We start from the raw sequence: 15,013 nt of genomic DNA on the forward strand, positions 1-15,013 counted from the left end.
GTCCAACCAGCGCGACCCCGCACTGGATCCGCCGCATCCCACGGCGGTGGGGGCTGGTGGTGGTGGCGCTGGCGCTGGCCGGGGCGACCGGCTGGATCCTGAGCTGGAGCGAGGCGGACCTGGACTGGGCCGCCGCCGCCCGGGAGATGGCCGTGGCACGGCGCCGCTTCCACCCCGCTGCCGACGTCGGCTCCCCCACCTGACGGGACGCGAACCGTACTCCCCTGTGGACCGCACGGCGATTGCCCCGTGGGCGGTGGCTCTGACACAGTGGCGTAGTTTGTCGATCAAGAACCTGGGGAGGGCGAGACGCCATGATGGGACCGTCCCACGCGCTGTCGGGCGCGGCGGTGTGGCTGACCGGCTCGTGGGCGCTGGACCAGTTCGCGGACTACCAGCAGTCGCCGCTGGCGCTGGCGGTGGGCACCGCGGTCTGCGCCGGCGGGGCCCTCTTCCCCGACCTGGATCTCTCCGGCAAGGTCACCCGCAACCAGGGCGGCGCGACCGTGGCCCGCACCTTCGGCGTCTTCTCCCTGTTCCTCGCCGAGGTGATGGAGAAGGTCTCGCTGGGCGTCTACTACGCCACCAAGCTCAGTCGCGATCCCCGCCGCAACAACGGCCACCGGACGCTGACCCACACCATCCCGTTCACCGTCCTGGTCGGATGGGGCACCACCGCGCTGTGCACCGCGTACGGCAAGTGGGCGGTGGTGGGCATCCTGTTCTTCATGATCGGGCTGGCCCTGCGCGGCCTGTTCGACCGGTGGGCGGAGCGGGCCGGCTGGGTGATCGTCACACTCGCCTCGGCCGCCGCCGCCTGGTACACCTTCGCCAACCTGCCCGGCGACCGGGGCTATCCGATGATCGGGCTGGCCGTCGGAGTGGGTTGTTTCGTGCACATCCTTGGCGACATGATCACCAAGGCGGGGGTGCCGATCCTCTGGCCGATCCCGATCAAACGCCGAATGTGGATGATGGTCGGTCTGCCGAACAGCATCGCGCTGCGGACCGGCAGCAAGGCCGAGGTGGTGGTGCTGCGGACCGCGCTGACCGTGCTCTCCGTGCTGGCGGCGATGGGGCTGCTGGCGCCGTCGGTGCTGCAACGGTTCAACATCGAGGGCTGACGGCGCCGGTCAGGCGCCGAGCCGCTGCGGCGGGACGGTCAGGCCGTAGAGCGCCATCAGTTCCGGGGTGTCCACCCGGCTGCCGTCGGCCACCGAGTCGCAGGAGATGTCGACGATCTGGTCCTTGTGCGCCAGCAGGTACGGCCGCGCCCCGACGTCCGCGCTGGCCAGCGTCGCGATGCCGGACCAGTGCCGCCGGCCGAAGAGCATCGGGTAGCCGCGCAACCCGTCGTAGGTGGCGCAGACCAGCACATCCGGGTACGGCAGCGCGGCGACTCGGCGTACCGCCGCGGCGGTCAGACCGGGCATGTCCACCGGGACCACCACCACCGCCTCGATCTCCTCGTCGGTGAGCGCGGCCAGACCGGCCCGGATGGATGATCCGACCCCGGTGCCCCAGGCCCGGTTGACCACCACGGTTGCCCGGGACAGGTCGGCGCTCTGGCGCACCTGGTCGGCGGCGGCGCCCAGGACGACCACGATCTGCTCGCAGCCCGCCTCGGTCATCGTGTCGACCATCCGGTCCACCAGGGGCCGCTCCCCCTGGTGGAGCAGGGCTTCCGGGCCGCCGATCCGGCGTCCCCCACCCGCCGCGATGATCATGCCTGCGATCCGGTTCAGCGGTGCCACCTCCATCGTGAAGACGGACCGAGCAGGGCTGCCCGGTCCGTTGCGCACACCGGACCCAACGACGACCCACGGCACCGGGTAGCGGGGCAAATCGCCACATTCCAGAATGATTTCCGCTGCCGGGGTCAGGACGGGACGAGCAGGCACCCTCGGCCACCGTCGGCGGGCGGCCCCGCCGCAGCGGACCGGCCACGCCGCAGCGGGCCCGTCACGCCGCGTCGGCGTAACAGTCGACGACCGACAGATCCAACGGGAACCGGACCGGGCTGTCGCCGAACAGCAGCGCCGACGCCCGCGCGCCGGACCGGGTCACCGCCTCGGCCACCGCGCCAGCCTGCCCGGCGGGACAGTGCACGATCACCTCGTCGTGCTGGAAGAAGACCAGCTCGGCCCCGCTCCCAGCCAGCTCGCCACGGAGCGTGGCGAGCAGGGTGGCGGCCCATTCGGCGGCGGTGGCCTGGATGACGAAGTTACGGGTGAACCGGCCACGGGACCGGGCCGCCCGGGCCCGGGGCGACTGCGGGTCGCCGTCCGGTTCCCGGTCGACGCCCTCGCCGTCGGCGAAGCCCACCGTCCCCGGCGGGCAGGTACGCCCCAGCCACGACCGCACCAGACCGCCCGCCTCACCGGTGCGGGCCGCCGCCTCCACGTAGCCGAAGGCGATCGGATAGTGCCGCCGGAGCACCGCCAGGGCGGGAACGGCCATCCCGCCGGTCTGGCCGTACATCGCTCCCAGCAGGGCCACCTTGGCCCGGGCCCGGTCACCCCCGAAGGCGTCCTCGGCCAGGGCGGCGTAGAGGTCACCGGCCGCGCCCGCCGTGGCGAGCCGGGCGTCACCGGAGACCGCCGCGAGCACCCTCGGCTCCAACTGGCCGGCGTCGGCGACCACGAACCGCCAGCCCGGGTCGGCCACCACCGCCCGACGGATCACCTTCGGGATCTGCAACGCTCCCCCGCCCCGGGTGGCCCAACGGCCGGAGACGACCCCGCTCGGGACGTACTCGGGATGGAAGCGGCCGTCGCGGACCCAGGCGTCCCGCCAGGCCCGGCCGTGCGCCGTCCAGATCCGGTAGAGCTCCTTGTACTCCAGCACCAGCGGCACCGCCGGGTGGTCGACGCCGCGCAACACCCAGGCCCGGGTGTTGGGCAGCTCGACCCCGGCCCGGGCGAACGCCCGCAACAGCTCCGCCGGCGAGTCGGCGTGCACCTGCCGTACGCCGAACGCCTCGGCGATCCGGGCGGCCAGCTCGGCCAGCCGGCGGGGCGGCCCACCCACCGGAGACCCCTCGCCGAGCAGTTCGGCGAGGACGGCGTCGTGCACGTCGGCCCGCCACGGCAGGCCCGCCGCGCCCAGCTCCACCGCGATCAGCCCGCCGGCCGACTCGGCGGCCACCAGCAGCCGGAACCGGCCGGGATGCGCGGTGGCCGCGACCCGGGCCAGCTGGTCGGCGTACACCCGGGTCAACGCCGCGACGCCCGGGCCCGCCGGCCCGGGGACGGCGTCGAAGAGCGCGCCCTGGCCGTGCCCCGGCGGGACCGGCGGCCGGGTTGGCGGGTCGGCCGGGACGGCGGCCCCGGTCAGTCGGGCGTACGCGGCGGCGAGCGACCGGGGCTCGCCCCAGCGACCCGCGTGCCCGAGCAGCAACGCCTCGGTGAGCTCCACGTCGTGGCAGCGCTCCAGCCGCACCCCGGCGCGCAGCAGCGTCGGATACAGCGCCGCGGTCGAGGCGACAACCCAGCGGGGAGGCCCGGCGGCCTCCCGGGCGGCGACGGCGGCGGCCAGGTCGGCGACCCGCTGCGCCGGCCCGGCGGGGCGGCCGGCACCGTCGAGCGGCTGGAGCACGCCCCCACCCCGCTCGTCCGCCACCACCGCCACCAGCACGAAGCCGATTCTGCCTCGCCCCTGTGACACACCAGGGCCGCACCGGCCGCCGCCCGGGCAAGCCCGGGACCGGCCACCCGGAAAACCGGACGGTGCGGCACGGAACAGGCCGATAGCGTGGGCCGGTGCCTCCGCAGATTCCGCATCCCGACCCCGGCTCACCGAACCTCGGCGGACCACTGCACTACCTGTGGTGGCTGGTCCGCTGCCAGCCCTGGCGGGTGCTGCGGGGCAGCCTGCTCGGCACCGCCTGGATGGTGGGGCTCTCCGTCCGGCCGTACCTGATCTCGCGGGCGGTGGACGACGGGCTGCGGGCCGGCGACATGCCGGCCCTGACCGCCTGGGTCGCGGCGATCGTCGCCGCGGGTCTCGGGCTGTCCTGGCTCGGCATCCTGCGGCACCGCACGATGACCTTCGTCCGGGAGGACGCGAAGGCCCGCTCGGCCGCCCTGGTGCTGCGGCAGGTCGCCCGGATCGGCGCGGTGCTGCGACGCCGGGCCGCCGCCGGCGAGGTGGCCACCGTCGGCGGCTCCGACATCGACTGGACGGCCCAGGTGCTCACGTTGACCGGGCCGGGCGTCGGCGCGGTCGTCGCGTACGCGGTCGTGGCCGTCGTGCTCTGGTCGATCTCCCCCCTCCTCGCGCTCTGCGTGCTGGTGGGCGTGCCGGCGGTCGGGCTGGTCGTCGGTCCGCTGCTGCGCCGGCTGGACGGGGCGGAGTCGGTCTACCGGCAGCACCAGGGTGCCCTCACCGCCCGCTGTGGCGACATCGTCGCCGGGCTGCGGGTGCTCGCCGGGGTCGGGGGCCGCGACCTGTTCGCCCGCCGGTACGCCGCCCGGTCCCGGCAGCTGCGCGCCGAGGGGTACCGGGTGGGCGCGGTCGCCAGCTGGATCGACGCGGCGACACTCGCCATTCCGGGGCTGTTCCTCGCCGCGGTGGTGTGGCTGGGTGCCCGGATGACGGTGACCGGCGAGATCAGTGTCGGGGAACTGGTCGCCGTGTACGGGTACGTGGCGACCCTCATCGTGCCGGTCTGGTTCCTGCTGGAGGGCAGCCACCAGTTCATCCGGGGTCGGGTCGCCGCCCGCCGGATCATCGACCTGCTCACCCTGACCCCCGACGACGTCGGTGGACCACGCGGCGGCGGGCAGCGGTCGTCGCGCGGCGTCCCGGGACGGGCGAGCGGTCCCGGCACCGTCCCCGACGCCCGCCGGCCCGAACCGGCACCGGCCCGCGCCGCCGACCTGCACGACCCGGTCACCGGGCTGACCGTGCACGCCGGCCGGCTGACCGCGGTCGCCGCCGACGACCCGGCCGACGCCGTCGCGTTGGCCGACCGGCTCGGCCGGTACGTCGTCAGCGACGTCACCTGGGGCGACCGGCCGCTGTCCGGACGCCCGCTGGACGAGGTCCGCGCCCGGATCCTGGTCGCCGAGCACGAGTCGCACATCTTCGCCGGAACCCTGCGGGAGGTCCTGCGTACCCGGCCGGGAACCGGCGACGAGCGGATCACCGAGGCGCTGCGGGCCGCGTCGGCCGAAGACGTCGTCGACGCCCTGCCGGCAGGTCTGGACACCCCGGTCGACGCCCGGGCCCGGATGCTCTCCGGCGGCCAGCGGCAGCGGGTACGCCTGGCGCGGGCGCTGCTGGCCGAACCGGAGGTGCTGATCCTCGTCGACCCGACCTCGGCGGTGGACGCGCACACCGAGGCACGGATCGCCGAGCGGATACGCAGCGCACGGGCCGGCCGGACCACCCTGGTGCTCGCCACCTCACCGCTGCTGCTCGGCCGGGCCGACACGGTCGCCCACCTGCGCGCCGGCCGGATCGTCTCGACCGGCACCCACCTCGATCTGTTCCACCGCGACCCGGACTACCGGGCCCTGGTCGACCGGGACAGCGCCGACGAACCCGCCGAGCCGTACCGGGGCCACCCGTGACCGGCCTGCCGGTGGCCGATCGGGGCACGGTCCGCCGGGCAGTGGGCCGCCTGCTGCGCCGGGATCGGCGTACGGTGGTGCTCCTGCTGGTGTTGCACGCCGCCGCCGCGATCGCCCGGCTCGCCCCGCCGTGGCTGCTCGGCGTCATCATCGACCGGGTCGCCGCGGGTGCCGGCGTCGCCACCGTCGACCGGCTGGCCCTGGCGATCGTCGGCGCCGTCGTGGCGCAGGCATTGCTGTCCCGGTACGCCCAGTACGCCGGGCACCGGTTCGGTGAGCGGGCCGTCGCGCAACTGCGCGAGGAGTTCGTCCGGTCCACGCTGCGGCTGCCCGTCTCCGTCGTCGAACGGGTCGGGGCCGGCGACCTGGCCACCCGCAGCTCGGTCGACGTGTCGACCGTCGGAAGCACCGTCCGGGACGTGGTACCCACCATCGTCATCTGCACGGTGCAGTTGGCGCTGCTGTTCGGGGCGATCTTCCTGCTGCACCCGCTGCTCGGCCTGGCGGCGCTGGTCGGACTACCGTCGATCGGGGTGGTGACCCGCTGGTACCTGCGCCGGGCGAGCCCCGCCTACCTGGCCGAGGGCGCGGCTGCCGCCGACCTGACCGAGGCGTTGACCGCCACAGCCGACGGTGCGCGCACCGTGGAGGCGCTGCGCCTCGCCGACGACCGGATCGCGCACGGCACCACCCGTATCGACCGGCTGTGGCAGGCCCGCCGGGCCACGCTGGCGCTGCGTACCGTGTTCTTCACGGTGGTGGAGGCCAGCTATCCGCTGCCGGTCGCCGCGGTGCTGCTGGTCGGCGGGTACCTGCTGCACACGGGGACGGTTGCGCTCGGCGCGGTGGTCGCCGCCACGCTCTACCTGCAACAGGCGATCGAGCCGCTGGACCGGCTGTTGCAGTGGACCGAGCAGGCGCAGCGGGGCTTCGCCTCGTACGCCCGGGTGCTCGGCGTCGGCCTGGTCCCGCCGGAGCCGCCCGGCGGGGCGTTCCCGCCGGGCGGCGGGCGGCTGGTCGTCCGTGGCGCCCGCTTCTCGTACGCCGACGGGCCGGACGTCCTGCACGGCATCGACCTCGACGTGGCCCCCGGTGAGCGGCTGGCGGTCGTCGGCCCCTCGGGGGCCGGCAAGTCCACCCTGGCCCGGCTGCTCGCCGGGGTCGACGCGCCACGGAGGGGATCGGTCAGCGTCGGCGGCTGCTCCGTCACCGACCTGGACCCGGCCGAGCGGCGGCGACGGATCGCGCTGGTCACCCAGGAGCACCACGTGTTCATCGGCTCGCTGCGGGACAATCTCGCCTTCGCCGCCCCGGACGCCTCCGACGAGCGAATGCGGGCGGCGTTGGCCACCGTGGGCGCCGACTGGTCGGCCGCGCTGCCGGACGGACTGGACACCCTGCTCGGCGACGGCGCCCGGCAGCTCGGCGCGGCCGAGGCCCAGCAGCTCGCGCTGGCCCGGCTGGTGCTCGCCGACCCGCACACGCTGATCCTCGACGAGGCCACCGCCGCCCTCGATCCGACCACCGCCCGGCGTACCGAGCGGGCGCTCGCGGCGGTGCTCGCCGAGCGTACCGTCATCGCGATCGCGCACCGGCTGAACACCGCGCACGACGCCGACCGGGTGGCGGTGCTGGAGGGTGGTCGGATCACCGAGATCGGCAGCCACCACGACCTGCTGCGGGCCGGTGGGGCGTACGCGGCGCTGTGGCGCTCCTGGCACGCCGAGCCGCGCGACACGGCTTCGGGCGACACCGAACGACCGCACACCGTCGGGCGAACCGGGGCCGACCGGCGACCGAGGCATCCCGATCTGGCCTAGGCTCACCTCATGCGCCGCCTGGGCCAGCTCGCCGAGCGCACCCCGGCGGGGCGGGAGCGCTACGTCGACCTGCTCCGCGCACTGGCGATCACGATGGTGGTGCTCGGGCACTGGACGGCGACCGTCATCGGCACGGACGCCGCCGGCCGTCCCACCGGGCGTTCGGCCCTGCCCGACCTGCCCTGGGCGTACCCGCTGACCTGGGTGGCCCAGGTTATGCCGATCTTCTTCCTGGTGGGCGGGTTCGCCAACGCGGCCTCGCTGGTCACCCGCCGGGAGCGGGGCGGGAACGCCACCGACTGGCTGCTGGACCGCGCCGCGCGGCTGCTGCGCCCGACCACCGCGCTGCTGCTGGTGCTCTGCGGTGGAGCCGCGGTCGCCTCGCTGGCCGGCGTGCCGGCCACCCTGGTCCGCACCGTGGTCTGGTTCGCCACCATCCCGCTGTGGTTCCTCGCCGCCTACCTGCTGGTGGTGCCGCTGACCCCGGTGACGTACGCGCTGCACCGACGCTTTGGCCTGCTCGTGCCGGGGGCGCTGGCGGCGCTGGTCGCGGCGGGGGACGTCGGGCGGGCGCTGGGCTCCGAGTGGTACGCGCTGGGTAACTACGTCTTCGGTTGGCTCGCCGTCCACCAGCTCGGCTTCGCCTGGTACGACGCCCGCTCGGCGACCACCCTCGATGGCCCGCGGTCCACCGCGGCGTCGCCGGCACGGACCGGTCCGCGTACGACCCGCCTACCGATGTCCCGCCGGGCCGGGTGGACGATGCTGCTCGCCGGTCTGGCCGCGACGGTGCTGCTGACCGGCGTCGGGCCGTACCCGTTGGCGATGCTCAACGTGCCCGGCGAGCGACTGGACAACGCCGCGCCACCGAGCCTGGCGCTGCTCACCCTGACCACCGCCCAGCTCGGGCTGATCGTGCTGGCCCGCCGGCCGGTCGAGCGGTGGCTGCACCGCCGCCGCCCCTGGTCGGTGGTGGTAGCGGTTAACGCCGTGGTGCTCACCGTCTTCCTCTGGCACCTGACCGCCGCGATCCTGCTGGTCGGCGCGCTCGACGCCGTCGGGCTGCTGCCCACCCCACCGGCCGGTTCGGCGGCCTGGCTGGCCTGGCGACTGCCCTGGGTGCTGCTGCTCACGGTCGTGCTGGCCGTGCTGGTGGCGCTCTTCGGGCCGATCGAGGCCCGCACCGGCCGGCGTCCGGACCGCGCCGGCCGGTCCGGCGCGCGCGGCGCGCTCGCCGCCGCCGGTTTCGCCGCCGTGGTCTACGCCCTGGTGTCCAACGCGCAGACGCCGAAGGAAGCCGCGGAACCCCTCGGGGTGCCGGTGGTGGCGCTGGTGGCGTACCTGGCCGGGGCGGGGTTGCTGCGGCTGCTCAGGTCCGGACGGGCGGGCCCGGCTCGACCCGGTCACCCGGACTGACCGGTGCTCCGGCAACGGGTCGGACGAGGTGGGCGGCGGTCGGCCGAGGACGACCCGCGATCGGGCGTGGTCGGGCCGGTGCCGGGTGGAGTGCCCGGCACCGGCCTCGGGGGAGGGCAATCAGTTGACGTAGACGATCGGGCTGTCGGCCTGGCTGACGTCCCGCACCGGCGCGTACGTCGCCGAGAAGTACGCGGAGCCGAAGCAGGTGGCCGGCCCGGCGACCTTCGTGAACGGCTGGTTGGCGAAGCTGATCGAGGTGGTGGCGTTCGAGGACACCCCGGTGATGCTGTTGCCGGTCGCCTGGTAGACGCAGGTGACCGTGCCGAGCAGGGTGGCGAGCACGACGGTGCTCTGGATGGGGCCGGCCGCGCCGCCGCTGATGGTCACCGTTCCGGCGCTGTCCACACTGGTGCTGTAGGGCAGGTTGTCGACGCTCACCCGGTTCACCCGCAGCGTGCCGAACACGTTGCTGGTGCAGCTGCTGAAGCTCTGCGCGTCGAGGCTCTCCGTGGCGACGCCGGGCGCGGCCGGGTTGGTCAGCACGGTGGCGCTGAACGTGGAGGCGGCGCACTTCACGCCGGTGGTGCCGGTGGCGGTGGAGTAGAAGTTAGCGGTGGTTGCGGTGGCGAGGCCGGCCTGGACGACGTCACCGACGGCGACGGCGGCGCCGCCGACGGCCCCGTGGGTGAGGACGGTGTCGTCGAGGGACGCGGCGGCGGGGGACGTGCCGGCGAGGCTGACCAGCAGGGCGGTGGCGACAACGGCCACAGTGCGGCGGCGGAGCCTGGACATGGGGTTCCTTCCCGGAGCGGTGGTGGGGATGGATTGCCCGGACCGGCGAGATGGTGGCGGACCGGGGTGACGCACGGCCGGGGGGATCGACCGTGCGGGCCGTGGTGGATGGGGGGACGGATCGCCGTCGACCCGGCCGGTCGGTCAGTGGCCGGGTATGACTCCGCGGCGGCGCCGCGTCACCTGCGACCTTCCGGCCTGGGGAGGACACCGACGGTCGGCCATAATGACAACCATCGAGCCCCCTTCGGCGACACCCGACCAGGCCGTCCTGTCGGGACGACGACTGGTGACCGACCCTGAACTGAGCGTGGGAAAGTTATAAACCCCGGGAAGTCGTAAAGTCAACGCATCCAGAAAGGCAGATAGGTTGGCCCCGTCGCACGCACCGCACCCGGTGTCCACCCCGCTACCGGGAGCGCGTCCCGGACGCGACCCGGACCGGGCCATCAAGCGCGGGCCGCGCCGGGTCCCCGCCGAGGCGGTCGCCGCCACCCAGCGGGACCGCCTCTTCGACGGCCTGGTCCACGAGGTGGCGTCGAAGGGGTACGACAGCGCGCGGGTCACCGACATCTGCCGGGCTGCCGGCGTCACCCGACCCGCCTTCTACGACCTGTTCGCCGGCAAGGAGGACGCCTTCCTGGCCACCTACCGGCACGGCATCGCCGTCGTGCTGCGCCTGATGGAGGACGCCTACGCCGACGCCGGCCCGCGGTGGGAGGACGCCGCCCGCGCCGCCCTGCGTACGCTGCTGGAGGTGCTGGCCAGCGTGCCGGCGTTCGCCCGGATGGCGTTGGTGGAGATCGAGGCCGCCGGCCCGGACGCCCGCCGGGAACGCGACCGACTGCCGGAGAGCTTCCGCCGCTTCTTCCCCGCCGAGAGCCCGGGCCCGGTGCTCAGCGCCGCCGATTACGACCTGCTGGTGACCATGGTGGTCGGCGGTGTGCAGGCCACCATCCGGGCCGCGGTGGCCCAGGAGCGCACCGCGCACCTGCCGGAACTGCTACCGGTGTTGACCTATGCCGTCACCGCTCCGTTCATCGGGACGGAGGCCGCGGCACGGGCCGCCCGGTCCACCGAGGCCGACGTGGGGGTCAGCGTGACCGCGCCCTGCGCCCCGGTGGATCGGCCGCAGTCCTGATCGGTCGAAAACCGCCGCGGTTTCTAACCTTTGCGGGATTTCGCAGATCGCGCGTAACACGAATGGAGGGCATGGCGTTGACCTGCCTCTTACCCGGCGGTAACTTCGGCGTGCGTCGACTCGGACATTGACGTCGGCGCACCCGGATCGCTCCTTCGCGACACTCCGGAAGAAGCGATCGCATCGTCACCGCTGAATGAGACTCGCAGAGGGAGCAGCCATGTCGGAGGAGACTGTGGACACCGCACCGGTCCCCCGCAGCGGCGTACGCTGGCGCCGCTTCGCCGCCACGCTCGGCGTCACCGGAGTGGGCGCCATCGGCATGGTGCTGGCCACCGCCCAGGGTGCGCTCGGCGTCCAGTTCGCGATCTCCGGCATGCCGTTCACGGTGACCGCGGACCGGCTCCACGGCACCGGGTTCGAGCAGTTCGCCACCATCGACGAGATGATCCCGGACAGCCCCAACCAGGGCGAAACCGGCGGTCAGGTCCTGGTGATGGTGTCGGCGATCGACAGGGCCGAGCTGACCAACCTCTGCCAGAGCATCAATCTCGGCGGCACGTTCCTCAAGATCACCGCCGGCGGCAAGGGCACCCCGGTCACCGCACGTACCCTGATCGTGGACGGCGACGAGGTCGCCGGCCACGCCTCGTTCAAGAACATCGACGTCGGCCAGGACGCCAGCACGCTGTCCCGGGTGCCCGGCGTCACCGGCGCCCCGGGGGTCTTCTCCCAGCAGTCCGAGACGGTGACCATCACCAACCTGCGACAGAACAACTACGCCACCACGGCCGCCGTCTTCACCCTGCCGGACCTGCGGATGAGTTTCACCCCCGACGGCTGCTGAGATGACGACGCACCGACCGCACCCGGGCCCGGCGGACACCCGCCGGGCCGGGGGCCGCTGGCGCCACTGGCGGCGCAGCCGCCCCCTCATCGCCGGGGTGCTGATCATCCTCGCCGGGGTGGAGATGCTGGTGACGCTGCGCGCCCCGCTGGGCGTGGTGCTGAAGGTCGGGCCGCAGGGGCTGGCCGCGTACCTGGTGCCGACCATCCTGGTGCTCTGCGGGGTGCTGCTGCTCGCCACCCCGCAGCAGCGGATCTTCTACGCCCTGCTCACCCTCATCCTCGCCCTGGCCTCCTGGCTGACCTCCAACCTCGGCGGTTTCGGGGTGGGGATGCTGCTGGCACTGGTCGGCGGCAGCCTCGCCTTCGCCTGGACACCGGCCAAGGGGTCGCGCGAGGCCCGGCCACCGGCCCCGACACCGGCGCCCGAGAGCGACCACGGCCTGGACATCGTCCGGCGCGATCACACCGAACCACCGGCCACGCCGGGGTCGGAACCCACCGAACGGCCCGCCGGCCAGCACCGCGCCCCGGCCTGACCCCAGGGCCGGGGCCGGCCCTGGGGCCTGTCCTGTTCCGGAGCCGACCCGACGCCGGCCGTCCCCACACCGTCCGGTCCGGCCCCGTCCCCACGCCGTCCGGTCCGGCCCCGTTGCCGGGTTGGACGCGACCGGTCCGGGTCAGCCGGCCGCGGTGTCCCGGACCGCCTGGGCGAAGACCTCCGAGCGGTGTTCGAAGTTGCGGAACCGGCCGTAGCTGGGCGCGGCGGGCGACAGCAGCACCACCCCACCCGGCGGGGTCACCTCCCGGGCCAGCCGCACGGCGTCGACCAGGTCGTCCACCGTCTCGGTACGCCCCTTGGACAGGCCGGCCAGCGCCTCGACGATGCGGGGGCCGCTGTCCGGGATGCCGATCACGGTGATCTCCCGCTCGGCGAGGTGCTCGGCCAGCGGCGTGTAGTCCAGGCCCCGGTCGCTGCCGCCGACGATGACCGTCAACGGCCTGCCCTCGTACGCGTCGATCGCGTGCATGGCCGCGTACGGGCTGGTGGCGAGGGTGTCGTCGACGAAGGTCAGCCCGGACGGATCGACGATCTCGGTGAGCCGGTGAGCCAGCCCCCGGAACTGGGCGACCGCGCCGGCCAGGGCGTCCCGCCGAGCGACCACGTCGACGCCGAGCGCGTCGAGCACGGCGAGCGCCACACAGAGGTTGCCCTCGTTGTGCCGGCCGACCAACCTGAGCGCGGCACGCGGGAACAGCGGCCGGTCGGCCAGGTGGAACCAGGCGGTGCCGTCGGGGCCGGCGGCCAGGTGCGCGCTGTCCGGCAGCCCGGCCCGTACCGCCGGGCGGTCCCCCAGTTCCACGGCCAGCCGCGGATCGCTGCCGTTGACCACCACGGTCTGTGGCCTGTACGCGAGCAGGTTCAGCTTGTCGCGGTAGTACTCCGCCTCGCCGCCGTGCGCGTCCAGGTGTTCGGGGAACAGGGCGGTGACCGCCGCGACCCGGGGTGAGTCGGTCAGGTCGCTGCACTGGTAACTGGAGAGTTCCAACACGTACAGGTCGGCCTCGGGCAGGTCGAGGGTGGGCACCCCGATGTTGCCGCCGAGGACGTTGGGCCGGTCGACTGCCGCCAGCAGGTGGCTGACCAGGCTGGCGGTGGTGCTCTTGCCCTTGCTGCCGGTGACCCCGACGGTCCGGTCGGCGTGGTCGGCCATCCACAACGCGGTGCCCTGGGTGACGGTGATCCCGCGCCGACGCAGCTCGACCATCCACGGGTGGGTGGAGGGCACACCCGGAGAGCGGACCACGACGTCGGCGGCGAGCAGCTGGGCGAAGCCCTCCTCGCCGGTGACCAACGGCGCGGCCTCGGCGAGCGGGCCCTCCCAGGGCAGGCTGAGGAAAGACGCGCTGTCGTCGACGGCGACCAGGTCGGCCGGGCCGTGCGCGGCGACGGCGGTCACGGCGGCCCGGCCCTCCCGGCCGGCCCCCCAGACGGCGACTCTACGTCCGCGCAGGTCAGACAGGCGCACGGGCTCTCCTCAAGGCGTCTCGACTTCCGTGGCAGGCACGGTCCGGCGCAGCCGGGCACGGCCGGACGAACCAGGGCCTAGTATGGCGTGTGCCCAACGAGCAGCTCCGGCGGATGGACGCCTTCACCTTCCCGTCCTACTCGATCGATCTCGCCACCGGCGAGGCGTTGTTCGACTACGCGCTCACCGGCCCGGACGGCGAGCAGCGGTTCACCGAGGTGATCACGCTGCCGTTGCCGGCCGACCCGCCGTCGGACGAGACCGTGGCGACCCTGGGCCGGGTGCTGGAACTGCTGCACGTCGTCGCCGGGGTCAGCTACTACAAGGCCGCCGCGCCACCGCGGCTGGTGCTGCCGGCGCCGCTGGGCACGGCCGCCGCCGAGCTGGTCACCGCCGTCTACACCAAGGGCCTGGCCGAGTACGCCTACCGCAACCAGCTGCCGCACGTGCTCCAGCTGCGTCCGGAGGTGCCGGCCGGCGAGGTCGCCCCACCCCGGGTGTACGACGACTCCGACCGCCGGCCGCTGTCGGCCGTCGGCGGCGGTAAGGACTCCATCGTCACCCTGGAGGCACTGCGCCGCGCCGGGTTCGAACCGGTGCCGTTCTCGGTCAACCCGAACCACGTGATCGTCTCGGTGAACGAGGCGTCCGGCCTGCCCGCGCTGGCGGCCCGGCGGCGGCTCGACCCGGTGCTGTTCGACCTGAACGCGGCCGGCGCGCGCAACGGCCACATCCCGGTCACCGCGATCAACTCGCTGATCGCGGTCGCCACCGCCGTGCTGCACGGCCTCGGTCCGGTGGTGATGTCCAACGAGCGCTCCGCCTCGGATCCGAACCTGGTCTGGAACGGGCACGAGATCAACCACCAGTGGTCCAAGGGTGTCGAGGCGGAAGGGCTGCTGCGGGCGGCGCTGGCCGAGCACGCCGGCCTCACCGAGCCGTACTTCTCGCTGCTGCGCTCGCTGTCGGAGCTGCACATCGCCCGGCTCTTCGCCGCCATCGACCGGTACGACGCGGTGGTCACCAGCTGCAATGCCGCGTTCAAGCTGCGCGACGCCAGCGAGCGGTGGTGCCGCGACTGCCCGAAGTGCCGGTTCGTCTTCCTGGCCATGGCGCCCTTCATGCCCCGGGAACGGGTGGTGCGCATCTTCGGCGGCGACCTGCTGGCCGACACCGCCCAGATTCCGGGCTACCGGGAACTGCTCGGCGTGGACGGGCACAAGCCGTTCGAGTGCGTCGGCGAGGTGGAGGAGTCGGTGGTGGCGCTCGGGCTGCTGGCCGGCCAGGACCAGTGGCGCGACGCCCCGGTCGTGCGCGCCCTGGTGGGCGCGGTGCCCGGGAGCGCCTGGTCCACGGCCGCCGATTCCGACGTCTTCACCCCTGGCGGCC

The 15,013-nt window shown here is 74.1% G+C and carries 13 protein-coding genes; 9 read left to right on the top strand and 4 right to left on the bottom strand.

All coding sequences use genetic code 11. The features are described from left to right. On the top strand, positions 1 to 203 hold a 203-nt coding region (locus E1182_RS31245; RefSeq protein WP_165942692.1), incomplete at its 5' end, for a hypothetical protein. Positions 204 to 314: 111 nt separating this feature from the next. Next, complete coding sequence (locus E1182_RS22755; RefSeq protein WP_132268710.1) at positions 315 to 1,124, top strand: metal-dependent hydrolase; 810 nt, start codon at positions 315 to 317, stop codon at positions 1,122 to 1,124. 9 nt (positions 1,125 to 1,133) lie between these two features. Here the strand turns inward: E1182_RS22755 and E1182_RS22760 are convergent, their stop codons facing one another. Together E1182_RS22760 and E1182_RS22765 are read right to left on the bottom strand one after the other, a co-directional pair. Further along, positions 1,134 to 1,727 carry an NTP transferase domain-containing protein gene (locus tag E1182_RS22760; RefSeq protein WP_132268736.1) on the bottom strand — a complete coding sequence of 198 codons (594 nt, stop codon included), beginning with the start codon at positions 1,725 to 1,727 and terminating at the stop codon, positions 1,134 to 1,136. 235 nt (positions 1,728 to 1,962) lie between these two features. Next, a complete protein-coding gene (locus E1182_RS22765; protein ID WP_371687593.1) occupies positions 1,963 to 3,636 on the bottom strand; it encodes a bifunctional 3'-5' exonuclease/DNA polymerase in 1,674 nt (557 codons plus the stop codon). A gap of 221 nt (positions 3,637 to 3,857) precedes the next feature. Here E1182_RS22765 and E1182_RS22770 point away from each other — a divergent pair, with 221 nt between their 5' ends. From E1182_RS22770 to E1182_RS22780, 3 genes are read left to right on the top strand one after another with little or no spacing between them, the layout of a single operon-like run. Beyond that, positions 3,858 to 5,576, top strand: coding sequence for an ABC transporter ATP-binding protein (locus tag E1182_RS22770; RefSeq protein WP_207921486.1), 1,719 nt, complete (start codon positions 3,858 to 3,860; stop codon positions 5,574 to 5,576). Further along, entirely contained in the window at positions 5,573 to 7,396 is a 1,824-nt protein-coding gene (locus E1182_RS22775) for an ABC transporter ATP-binding protein (RefSeq protein ID WP_132268717.1), read from the top strand. Before E1182_RS22770 ends, E1182_RS22775 begins: the two co-directional genes overlap by 4 nt. A gap of 9 nt (positions 7,397 to 7,405) precedes the next feature. Further along, complete coding sequence (locus E1182_RS22780) at positions 7,406 to 8,812, top strand: acyltransferase (RefSeq protein WP_132268719.1); 1,407 nt, start codon at positions 7,406 to 7,408, stop codon at positions 8,810 to 8,812. Positions 8,813 to 8,932: 120 nt separating this feature from the next. On the opposite strand, the gene E1182_RS22785 is transcribed toward E1182_RS22780, so the two are convergent. Further along, positions 8,933 to 9,607, bottom strand: coding sequence for a Tat pathway signal sequence domain protein (locus E1182_RS22785; RefSeq protein WP_132268721.1), 675 nt, complete (start codon positions 9,605 to 9,607; stop codon positions 8,933 to 8,935). A 370-nt stretch (positions 9,608 to 9,977) separates the two neighbouring features. On the opposite strand from E1182_RS22785, the gene E1182_RS22790 reads away from it, so the two are divergent. The 3 genes from E1182_RS22790 to E1182_RS22800 all read left to right on the top strand — a co-directional run bounded on the left by E1182_RS22790 (position 9,978) and on the right by E1182_RS22800 (position 12,133). Beyond that, positions 9,978 to 10,748, top strand: coding sequence for a TetR/AcrR family transcriptional regulator (locus E1182_RS22790; protein WP_132268723.1), 771 nt, complete (start codon positions 9,978 to 9,980; stop codon positions 10,746 to 10,748). 220 nt (positions 10,749 to 10,968) lie between these two features. Further along, positions 10,969 to 11,595: a DUF6230 family protein gene (locus E1182_RS22795; protein WP_132268726.1), complete on the top strand. Its 627-nt coding sequence runs from the start codon at positions 10,969 to 10,971 to the stop codon at positions 11,593 to 11,595. Position 11,596: 1 nt separating this feature from the next. Beyond that, on the top strand, positions 11,597 to 12,133 hold the full coding sequence (locus E1182_RS22800; protein ID WP_132268728.1) for a DUF6114 domain-containing protein: 537 nt from the start codon (positions 11,597 to 11,599) through the stop codon (positions 12,131 to 12,133). A 141-nt stretch (positions 12,134 to 12,274) separates the two neighbouring features. Here the strand turns inward: E1182_RS22800 and murD are convergent, their stop codons facing one another. Further along, entirely contained in the window at positions 12,275 to 13,624 is a 1,350-nt protein-coding gene (murD, locus tag E1182_RS22805) for a UDP-N-acetylmuramoyl-L-alanine--D-glutamate ligase (RefSeq protein WP_132268731.1), read from the bottom strand. 89 nt (positions 13,625 to 13,713) lie between these two features. On the opposite strand from murD, the gene E1182_RS22810 reads away from it, so the two are divergent. Next, on the top strand, positions 13,714 to 15,013 hold a 1,300-nt coding region (locus E1182_RS22810; protein ID WP_132268734.1), incomplete at its 3' end, for a hypothetical protein.

Origin of the sequence: Micromonospora sp. KC721, assembly GCF_004348355.1 — a bacterium.
Classification (GTDB): domain Bacteria; phylum Actinomycetota; class Actinomycetes; order Mycobacteriales; family Micromonosporaceae; genus Micromonospora.

Excerpts from the sequence above, each read along its gene's own strand:
- E1182_RS22755 (WP_132268710.1), top strand. The coding sequence starts at position 315 with ATGATGGGACCGTCCCACGCGCTGTCGGGCGCGGCGGTGTGGCTGACC.
- E1182_RS22760 (WP_132268736.1), bottom strand. The coding sequence starts at position 1,727 with ATGATCATCGCGGCGGGTGGGGGACGCCGGATCGGCGGCCCGGAAGCC.
- E1182_RS22780 (WP_132268719.1), top strand. The coding sequence starts at position 7,406 with ATGCGCCGCCTGGGCCAGCTCGCCGAGCGCACCCCGGCGGGGCGGGAG.
- E1182_RS22785 (WP_132268721.1), bottom strand. The coding sequence starts at position 9,607 with ATGTCCAGGCTCCGCCGCCGCACTGTGGCCGTTGTCGCCACCGCCCTG.
- E1182_RS22795 (WP_132268726.1), top strand. The coding sequence starts at position 10,969 with ATGTCGGAGGAGACTGTGGACACCGCACCGGTCCCCCGCAGCGGCGTA.
- E1182_RS22800 (WP_132268728.1), top strand. The coding sequence starts at position 11,597 with ATGACGACGCACCGACCGCACCCGGGCCCGGCGGACACCCGCCGGGCC.